Source organism: Pseudorhodoplanes sp., assembly GCF_035565795.1.
Classification (GTDB): domain Bacteria; phylum Pseudomonadota; class Alphaproteobacteria; order Rhizobiales; family Xanthobacteraceae; genus Pseudorhodoplanes.
The window spans coordinates 1-8,917 of sequence record NZ_DATMRV010000130.1; the positions used below are offsets into that span (position 1 = coordinate 1).

At 64.7% G+C, this 8,917-nt stretch carries 6 protein-coding genes and 2 pseudogenes; 5 read left to right on the forward strand and 3 right to left on the reverse strand.

The genetic code is table 11. The features are described from left to right. The first annotated feature begins 94 nt into the window (after nt 1-94). Nucleotides 95-1,429, forward strand: coding sequence for a replication-associated recombination protein A (locus VNZ93_RS12405; protein WP_325705113.1), 1,335 nt, complete (start codon nt 95-97; stop codon nt 1,427-1,429). 6 nt (nt 1,430-1,435) lie between these two features. Then, entirely contained in the window at nt 1,436-1,795 is a 360-nt protein-coding gene (locus VNZ93_RS12410) for a hypothetical protein (RefSeq protein ID WP_325705115.1), read from the forward strand. Nucleotides 1,796-2,001: 206 nt separating this feature from the next. Here VNZ93_RS12410 and VNZ93_RS12415 read toward each other — a convergent pair whose 3' ends face one another. Beyond that, nucleotides 2,002-2,868: an alpha/beta hydrolase gene (locus VNZ93_RS12415; RefSeq protein WP_325705117.1), complete on the reverse strand. Its 867-nt coding sequence runs from the start codon at nt 2,866-2,868 to the stop codon at nt 2,002-2,004. Nucleotides 2,869-3,108: 240 nt separating this feature from the next. On the opposite strand from VNZ93_RS12415, the gene VNZ93_RS12420 reads away from it, so the two are divergent. From VNZ93_RS12420 to VNZ93_RS12430, 3 genes and pseudogenes are all read left to right on the forward strand, one after another. After that, nucleotides 3,109-4,653, forward strand: coding sequence for an esterase/lipase family protein (locus tag VNZ93_RS12420; RefSeq protein ID WP_325705119.1), 1,545 nt, complete (start codon nt 3,109-3,111; stop codon nt 4,651-4,653). Between the two features lie 541 nt (nt 4,654-5,194). Beyond that, nucleotides 5,195-6,571, forward strand: a pseudogene (locus VNZ93_RS12425) (RluA family pseudouridine synthase); the annotation flags it as partial. Between the two features lie 92 nt (nt 6,572-6,663). Further along, nucleotides 6,664-7,167 (forward strand): hypothetical protein, encoded by a 504-nt coding sequence (locus VNZ93_RS12430; protein ID WP_325705121.1) that lies wholly within the window; start codon nt 6,664-6,666, stop codon nt 7,165-7,167. Between the two features lie 47 nt (nt 7,168-7,214). Here the strand turns inward: VNZ93_RS12430 and VNZ93_RS12435 are convergent, their stop codons facing one another. Together VNZ93_RS12435 and VNZ93_RS12440 are read right to left on the reverse strand one after the other, a co-directional pair. Beyond that, nucleotides 7,215-8,186 carry an aldo/keto reductase gene (locus VNZ93_RS12435; RefSeq protein ID WP_325705124.1) on the reverse strand — a complete coding sequence of 324 codons (972 nt, stop codon included), beginning with the start codon at nt 8,184-8,186 and terminating at the stop codon, nt 7,215-7,217. A 119-nt stretch (nt 8,187-8,305) separates the two neighbouring features. Next, nucleotides 8,306-8,917, reverse strand: a pseudogene (locus VNZ93_RS12440) (2-oxoacid:ferredoxin oxidoreductase subunit beta); the annotation flags it as partial.

Below are 8,917 nucleotides of genomic sequence, written 5' to 3' on the forward strand. Positions count from 1 at the left end.
CGAAAAGCTGACACGTGATCCCTTGCGGATGTGGGAAATCACCATCCTGCGGGGAGGCCGGCAGGTCACGGCGCAATTTCCGGGCTGACGCAGCATGACAACCCGCGCGAAACAAAGCGGGCCGAACCTGTTCACCGCCGCAGGGCTCGACAAGGCGACGCCGCGTCCGCTGGCGGACAAGCTGCGTCCGCAAAAGCTCTCCGAAGTCGTCGGCCAGGATCATCTGCTTGGAACTGACGGCATTCTGACGCGGATGCTTGCAAGCCGCTCACTCGGCTCGCTCATTTTCTGGGGTCCGCCGGGAACCGGCAAAACCACGGTCGCCCGCTTGCTAGCGCTCGAAACCGATCTGCAATTCGAGCAGATTTCGGCGATCTTCACCGGCGTCGCCGATCTGAAGAAGGTGTTCGAACAGGCGCGCGCACGGCGCGAGGCCGGGCAGGGCACGCTGCTGTTCGTGGACGAGATCCACCGCTTCAATCGCGCGCAGCAGGACTCGTTTCTGCCTGTGATGGAAGACGGCACCATCACGCTTGTTGGCGCGACCACCGAGAATCCGTCCTTCGAACTGAATGCGCCGCTTCTGTCGCGCGCGCGCGTCCTCGTGTTCCGTTCGCTTGATGCGGACGCTGTCGGCAAGCTGCTCGCGCGCGCCGAGGAGATCGAAGGTAAGCCGCTGCCGCTCGATGACAACGCTCGCAATTCGCTGATCCGCATGGCTGACGGCGATGGCCGCGCGTCGCTCACGCTCGCGGAGGAAGTCTGGCGTGCGGCGCGCCCGGGCGAGGTTTTCGATGAGGCGGCGCTGCAGGAGATCGTGCAACGGCGTGCGCCGATCTACGACAAGGGGCAGGACGGGCATTATAACCTCATCTCCGCCCTGCACAAATCGGTGCGCGGTTCCGATCCCGACGCTGCGCTCTATTATCTCGCGCGCATGTTCGACGCGGGCGAAGACCCGCTCTATATCGCGCGGCGCGTGGTGCGGATGGCGGTGGAGGACATTGGCCTCGCCGATCCGCAGGCGCTGGTGATCTGCAACGCGGCGAAGGATGCCTATGACTTTCTCGGTTCGCCGGAAGGCGAACTCGCGATCGCGCAGGCGGTACTGTATGTCGCTACCGCGCCGAAATCCAACGCCGCGTATATGGCGTATGGCGCGGCAATGCGGACCGCGAAGCAGCACGGTTCGCTGCTGCCGCCAAAGCATATCCTCAACGCACCGACGCGCCTGATGAAGGATGAGGGTTACGGGCGCGGTTACGCCTACGACCACGACACGGCGGAAGCCTTCTCCGGTCAGAATTATTTCCCGGACGCGCTGCCGCGACAGACCTTTTACGATCCGCCGGAACGGGGCTTCGAGCGTGAGATCAGAAAGCGGCTGGATTACTGGGCGAAGCTGAGAAAAGATAAGTCCGGGGGGTGAGTTGCCGTGCGAGTCATCTGCTGCGCTGCACTTTGCGGCTTGACGCTATGGCTTGGCAGCGGCGCTGCGCTTGCCACCGATCCGCTGTTCATGGGCCGGTGGTCCATTGAGGCCGCGGGCTGCAAGGGCTTCGGACAAACCGCCCAGACCACTCCGCTCGTCATCACGGAGCGTTCGGTCGACTGGTATCAGTCGTCCTGTTCGATCAAGAAATCCTACCGCATCGGAAACGGGCTTTATCTTCAGGCCCAGTGCTTTCAGCAGGGCAGTTCGCGCGTGATGCCGATCGGTCTTCAGCTGAAGGGCAGCAAGCTCCACGTCACCTGGGATCAGACGGTTGCGGGCGACATGCAGCGCTGCCGGTAACGGCGCCCGGAGCGGCGCTCCTTCGGAACCATATCGGCCCAATGTGAGCTGGCTCACAGTCAGGCCCTGCGAAGCCGTTTATGGACGCTGTGCCCGGTTTTGCGTGTTCTCCGGGCTCAGCGTCCTGAACGGGCGCTGCTCTCCATCCTTGGCCCGGCCGCCCTGGCGCGCCGGGTCCCTTTTTGGAGAGCGGGCATCGCGCAAGCCTATTTCAGGCCGTTGACGAATTCGACGACCGGTCCGGTCAACACGGTGTCATCGGTCCCGATCGCGTAACCGAGCGAGAGATGGCTGTGTTGTGGCAGCATCAGTGTTCTCGGCTTTCCGCCCGGCGCCTGCGCCATCGCCGCGACGAGCTTTTCGAATTGCCCGACAAAGGGCGGCGGATCGAGCTCCGCGTACACCACCATGGACGGGATCGGCAGCTTGCTCAGTCCCGCGATCGGCGAACGTTCGGCATAGAGAGACGTGTCGCTACCGACATAGGAGCGATAGCCGTCATTCACCGGAAAATCGGTGATGTCGTAGATTCCGGATGTCAGGATCAGTCCGGCAATGCCAAGGCCCTTCGGCCCATGGAATTGCGGCATCGCCGCGTAGGTTCCGGCATGCGTCGCGCCCGCGGAATGTCCGAACAGCACGACCTTTGCCGGGTCGCCGCCATATGACGCGATGTTATCGATCACCCAGCGCACCGCAGCGCCGACATCCTCCGGACCCGCCGGCCATGGATGATCCGGGGCGAGCCGATAGGTCATGTTGACGCCGACAAAGCCGCTACGCGCGGCAAACAGCGGCACGTTGTCGTAGAACGGCGAGCCCGGCGTCGCCTTGTTGCCGCCGGTGAACCCGCCGCCATGCACGAACATCAGCACCGAACGCGGACCTTCCGCATCTTTCGCGACGAACACATCGAGGAGATTGCGGTCCGCGGCTCCGTATTTGATGTCGCGCGTCACCTCGATCCCCGCATACGGCTCAGTGTCGTGGAAGGGGGCGTAGATCGCTCCGGTCTTGGCGGGATCGATGACGCGGCCGATGGCCGCAATTTTCTCGGCGATATCAGGAAGCATGGACGAAACCTGTGATCGGCCTGTCGCGGTGCGATGCACAATGCAAACGTGGCCTGTTGCGGAGCGCCCTGCATGCCACAATCCCTGCCGCAATGCGACGGTGGGACGATGCGCCTTGAACCGTTGGGGCGCGCGGCGCGACAGATTCCTGATCACGAAACTGGGACGGCCAAGCCGATGACGGTCCCCGGTTTTTTGCTAGGATTTGTGCAAGCCCATACCCAAGCCGGGAGAGATAACTTGGGCATCAAGGTCAGCCTTGCCTGTCTCGGATACGCGGGCGCTGCCTTTGCGCTGCTTGCGGGCGCGATCGCGCTGCCCGTGCAGCCGGTGGCTGCGCAGTCGCGTGCCGCGATCGTGCAACCCGAGCGGCCGCTGATCCTCATTCCGGGCCTGCTCGGGTCCCGGCTGTGCCGTCCGGATCCGTCCAGTCCGAAGACCGCGCAGGTCGTGTGGGGCACGGTGAGTGCGCTCCGGCAATTTCCGACCATCCGGCTGTCCAACGAGTCCGGTGCGGACGATTCGATCAGACCCTGCGGAGTGCTGCGCGAGATCGTTTTCCTCGGGCTCTACAAGCAGGACGTCTACGCGCCGATCATCCGCCATCTCGAGAAGACGGGCTATCGCGAGGGCAAGACCCTGTTCGTGTTCGCCTATGACTGGCGGCGCTCGGTCTTCGATAATGCGAAGGCGCTCGAGGTCTTCGTTCGCGAGAAAGTGCCGGACGGCAAGGTCGATATCCTCGCGCATTCGATGGGTGCGCTGGTCGCGCGCGCTTATGTCGTCGAGGGCGATGGCGGTGAACGGGTGGCGCGGCTGTTCAGCGCCGGCGCTCCGTTCCAGGGCTCGGTCAAAGTCTTCCAGACGGTCGAGAAGGGCTGGGGACCGCTGAACCATGCGATGGGCGGCCTCGACGGATTCCGGCGCACGATGCTGTCGTTTCCGTCGATTTTCGAACTGATGCCGCGGTACCAAGCCTGCTGCGACGCCGGTGCGGTGGCGTTCAATCCGGCGAAGGCGGAGACCTGGATGGGCCTTCACTGGGACGGGGTCGATACCGCGACCATGCCCGACCTGCAGCGAACCTTCGTCCGAATCCAGAAACTTGAAGCGCTCGTCGCCACCGCCATGCCGAAGGGCATCGAGGACGTGCTGCTTGTTGGCGTCGATCAGCGCACACCGGAGCGCGCCGCATTCAAGACAGTCGACGGCGTGTCCGTGCTCAAGGTCGAGAACACCTGGGCCGGCGACGGCACCGTGATCCGCAACAGCGCGGTGCTCGAGCGGCGGCCGTTGCATCCGACGAGCTTCGCCGATCATCAGCACATCCTGAGCGATCCGCAGATTCAGGAATTTCTGCAGGTCGCGCTGATCAAGGGTGTCGATGAAGCGCTCGCGACCGTCCGCGTTCGCGAGCGCGGCAAGATGCGCGCGCTGGATGGAAGTCTCACGGACCTCGTCGGAGTCAAGGTCGAGCCGGACGAGCCGCTGTATCGTACCGGCGACATCTGCAAGGTGCATGTCCATCTGCGGCTCGGCGATCGGACGCGCGTGGACGGCAGCGCGATCAAGCTGACCCGGCGCATGCCGGACGGGCGGGAAGTGGCGATCAAGCTTCAGCCGGATCCCGGTGCGTCGGATCCGAACAATCCGTTCGAGCAATCCTTCGTCGGCCAGTTCGAGGCTGGCGCGACGCCCGGTACCGGAATGCTGAAGGCGGTGGTCCAGCTTGCGGGGGCGAAACCGCGAGTGGTCGAGGAGCCGGTTCCGGTGATTGCGCGCTAGCCTACGAAGTTCGCGTTCGCGCGGCGGAGTGTGCTATGGCGCGGCCATGAACTCTCGTCCCAAAGGCCCGTCATCACCACATCAACGCCGCCCCGATCGCGGCCGTCCGTCAAAGTCCGGGCGGTCGGACAAGCCCGGCCGTTCTGACAAGCCTTTCGGCAAGGCCGGCGGCCCTGCGAAATTCGGGCGCCCCGACCGTCCAGAGCGTCCCGGCAAGCCCGGGCGTCCGTTCAAGTCGAAGCCGGATTTCCGATCCGAGTCGGCCGAGCCGCGGCGTGAATTCGGCGGTGCGGGCGCATCGAAGAGAACCGGGCCGAGGCTCGGACGTCCCGGCAGGCCTGAGCGTTCAGACAAGTTCAGCCGTTCCGATAGCGCTGGCCGTCCTGGCAAGTACGAGCGTTTCGATCGTAACTGGTCTGATCGTCCGGAGCGTAGCGAGAAGCCCGCGCGTCCGTTCAGGTCGAAGCCGGATTACCGCTCCGAGGCCTCCGAGCCCCCGCGCAAATTCGGTGACGCTGGCGAGTCCAGGAGGACGGGGCCGAGGCCCGGGCGTTTCGGCAGGCCTGACCGTTCAGACACGTTCGGTCGTTCCGACGGCGCTGGCCGTTCCGGCAAGTACGAACGGTCGGACCGTGACCGGTCTGAACGTCCTGAGCGTGGCGAGAAGCGCGGGCGTCCGTTCAAAGGAAAGCATCAACCCCGATCTGAAGCATCCGAACCGCAGCGGACACACCGGGCAGGTGGAGCATCAAAGCGGTCCGGGCCGAGACCGGGTGCGTCCAGGTCGGACGATTTCAGATCAGACCGCTCCAGGCCGGACAAGTTCAGGTCGGACCGGTCAAGGCCGGACAAGTCGCGATCGGGCGGATCAAGGCCGGCTGCATACGAGCCCGTCTCGTCCCCGCCGGCTGAGGAACTCGCACCACTCAGCACGGTGGTGCAGACCGTGACCGTCACGCCCGACGAAAACGCGATGCGAGTCGATCGCTTTCTCGAGGCACGGTTTCCGGGGCTGTCGTTCAGCCATATTCAGCGCGTTATCCGCAAAGGCCAGTTGCGGGTGAACGGCAAGCGCGTCGAGCCGAAGGATCGGCTCGAAGCTGGGCAGTCGGTTCGTATTCCGCCGCTGCGTCTCGATCCGGACAAGCCTCGCGGCGAGGGCGCGCACGATAACGAGACGCGCGACTTCCTCAAATCCATCACGCTGTACGAAGACGATGACGTGATGGTCCTAAACAAGCCGATGGGGCTTGCGGTGCAGGGCGGTTCGGGGACAACCCGCCATATTGACGGAATGCTGGGCGCGATCCCGACAAAAGACGGACAACGTCCGCGTCTGGTGCACCGGCTCGACAAGGATACGGCCGGCTGTCTTCTCATCGCCAAGTCGCGCTTTGCGGCGGCCGCGCTCGCAAAGACCTTCCGCTCGCGTTCGGCGCGCAAGATTTACTGGGCGCTGGTGCCAGGTGTGCCGAAGCCGCGGCAGGGGCGTATCTCAACCTATCTCGCCAAGGAGGAGCGTCAGGACGATTCCGTCATGCGGGTCGCCCAGCATGGCGAAGAGGGTGCGAGCCACGCGGTCACCTATTACGCGGTGGTCGAGACGGCGGCGCAACGGCTCGCTTGGCTGTCGCTCAAGCCGGTGACCGGCCGTACGCATCAGCTGCGCGTGCAGCTCGCGCATATCGGGCACCCGATCGTCGGCGATCCGAAATACTTCGACATCGAGAACTGGCAATTGCCGGGTGGCATGCAGAACCGTCTGCATCTGCTCGCGCGTCGCATCGTGGTGCCGCATCCGCGCGGCGGCACCATCGACGCGACCGCACCGCTGCCGCCGCACATGCTGCAGAGCTTCAACCTGATCGGCCTCGACCCGACGCGCTACGATCCGATCGAGGACGCTCCGGAGGACTGATCGCGCCGCAAGGACCTGAAACCGTCGCTCTGAGTTCCTATATGGGTGGTTGGGAGACCGTCCTGACGGACCTCAGGGATCGGATGAGCGACATGCGGACGCGTTTCACTTTTGCCGCTTTAGCGTTGATTTTGCTCGGACTTCCGGTTCCTGCGGTGCATGCGCAGGGCAACGACGGCTTCCCGTTTTCGATCGTCAACGAACCGGGCCAGCGGCGCGCGACCCAGCGGGTGCGCCCAGCGCCGCCGCCAAAGGCGCAGCCCGCCGCAGCACCCAAGCAAGCGGCAACGACCACCCCACGGCGCGTGCGCCGGGGCTCGTCCACGTATTCGACGATTCCGACTTACCGCTCGCCACTGACGCCGCTGGGTACGGTGCAGCCGATGCCGACCGCGCCGAGCATGGCGTATCCGTCATCGCCTCCGACGGTCGTGCCCGGCGTCGCCGGCACCGGCGGTTTGCCGGCGATCGCTCCGGGGCGTCCGGCGGGACAGACGTTTCAGGATCGCGCCCAGAGCTGCATCATGTCCGGCACCGGGCAGGGCGTCGGGCCGGGGCAGATCGGCTCTTTCACACAAAGTTGCGTCAATCGCTGACGCTCGCGCAGCGAGCGCCCACAACGGCGGCTGCGCGACCGGTCAGGCTAGGCGGGCGGCGGCGGTGAGGCTTCTGCGCTTGCGTCATTCAGGGCGGCGACGTCGTCAGCGGTCAGCTTGATCTCGGGGGCTTTCAGCAACTCAGCGAGCTGCGGAAGGCTGGTCGCACTGACGATCGGTGCGGCCATGGTCGGTTGCGCCAGCAACCAGGCAAGCGCGATCTGCGCTGGCTTTGCCGCATGTCTCGCCGCCACAGCATCCAGCGCATCCAGAATGCGCAGGCCTCGCGCGTCGAGATACTTCTCGTTCGCCGCCCCGCGCGCCGCGCTCTTGGAGAGGTCCTGCTTCGAACGGTACTTTCCGGACAGGAAGCCGCGTGCGAGCGCGTAATAGGGAATGACGCCGAGCTGCTCCTGTTCGCACAGCGCCTGGTAGTCACGCTCGAAGCCTGCGCGGTCATAGAGATTGTAGAGCGGCTGCAACGTCTCGTAGCGCGGAATGCCGAGCGTCTTGCTTGCCGCAAGCGACTCCCGAAGCCGTTCCGGACTGACATTGGACGCGCCGAGGACGCGCACCTTGCCCTGTTCAACCAGCGTTGCGTAGGCCCTCAGCGTTTCGTCCGGCGCGGTGGTGAGATCGTCGAAATGCGTCTGATACAGATCAATGGTGTCGGTCTGCAGCCGGCGCAGCGACGCCTCTGCGGCGCGGATCACATAGTCGCCCTTGAGGGACGCGCCCGAACCCATGTCGCCGCCGGCTTTGGTGAAGATCAGCACATCGTCGCGTCGTCCGCGCGCCTTCAGCCAGCGACCGATGATGGTCTCCGATTCACCGCCCTTGTTACCGGGCACCCAGTGCGAATAGACGTCCGCGGTATCGATCGCGTTGAAGCCGGCATCGACGAAGGCGTCGAGCAGGCTGAAAGAGGTCTTCTCGTCGGCGCTCCAGCCGAACACGTTGCCGCCGAACACGATCGGGGCGATGGATAGGTTCGAGCGTCCGAGTTTGCGGCGAGTCATGCAATCCTCCTGAAGGGAGGCGGGACCATGCTGCGTCTGCGATGACGTGGCAAGGCTTGGGTGCCGCAGCATGGCCGCCACGGCATGGTCGCCACGCGCGTCTTGCGGTTCGATACGGCTCAGCGCAATCCGGCGTTGATCCTGTCGAGCGCTGCAGAGCCGGGACACAGCTCCTTCTCGCTCAGTGTGTTGAGCGGCTTCGCCACCGTCTTCAGCGAGCTGTGCAGGTCCTGCGGGTCTTCGGCGATGTAGAGAACCCCGGTCACGATCTGGCCTTTCGCCGCGTGCTTCTGGAGGAAGGCCATCGCGGCGTAGCGATCATGGATTTCGTAATCAGCGCCGAGCTTCCGCAGCGCAAGCCTCGAGCCGTCATGCTGCTCCACGATCTGCACCGACCCTTCCGCATAATCGACCGCGATCGGCGCGCGTGCGGATATCACGTCCAGCCGGTTCACCGCCTCGTTGTGCTCGCGCACATAGTCGAAGCTCTTGGTCGATCCGGCGTGGTTGTTGAACGCGACGCATGGCGAGATGACGTCGAGGAAGGCGGCGCCCTTGTGCTCGATGGCGGCCTTGATGATCGGCACCAGCTGCTTCTTGTCGCCGGAGAAGGAGCGGGCGACGAAGGTCGCGCCGACCTGCAGCGCCATCGCAGCAAGGTCGATCGAATTGTCGGTGTTGATGACCCCGCGCTTGCTTTTCGATCCGCGGTCGGCGGTCGCGGAGAACTG

Coding starts and splice junctions, on each gene's coding strand:
- VNZ93_RS12405 (WP_325705113.1), top strand. CDS start 95: ATGACAACCCGCGCGAAACAAAGCGGGCCGAACCTGTTCACCGCCGCA.
- VNZ93_RS12435 (WP_325705124.1), bottom strand. CDS start 8,186: ATGACTCGCCGCAAACTCGGACGCTCGAACCTATCCATCGCCCCGATC.
- VNZ93_RS12415 (WP_325705117.1), bottom strand. CDS start 2,868: ATGCTTCCTGATATCGCCGAGAAAATTGCGGCCATCGGCCGCGTCATC.
- VNZ93_RS12430 (WP_325705121.1), top strand. CDS start 6,664: ATGCGGACGCGTTTCACTTTTGCCGCTTTAGCGTTGATTTTGCTCGGA.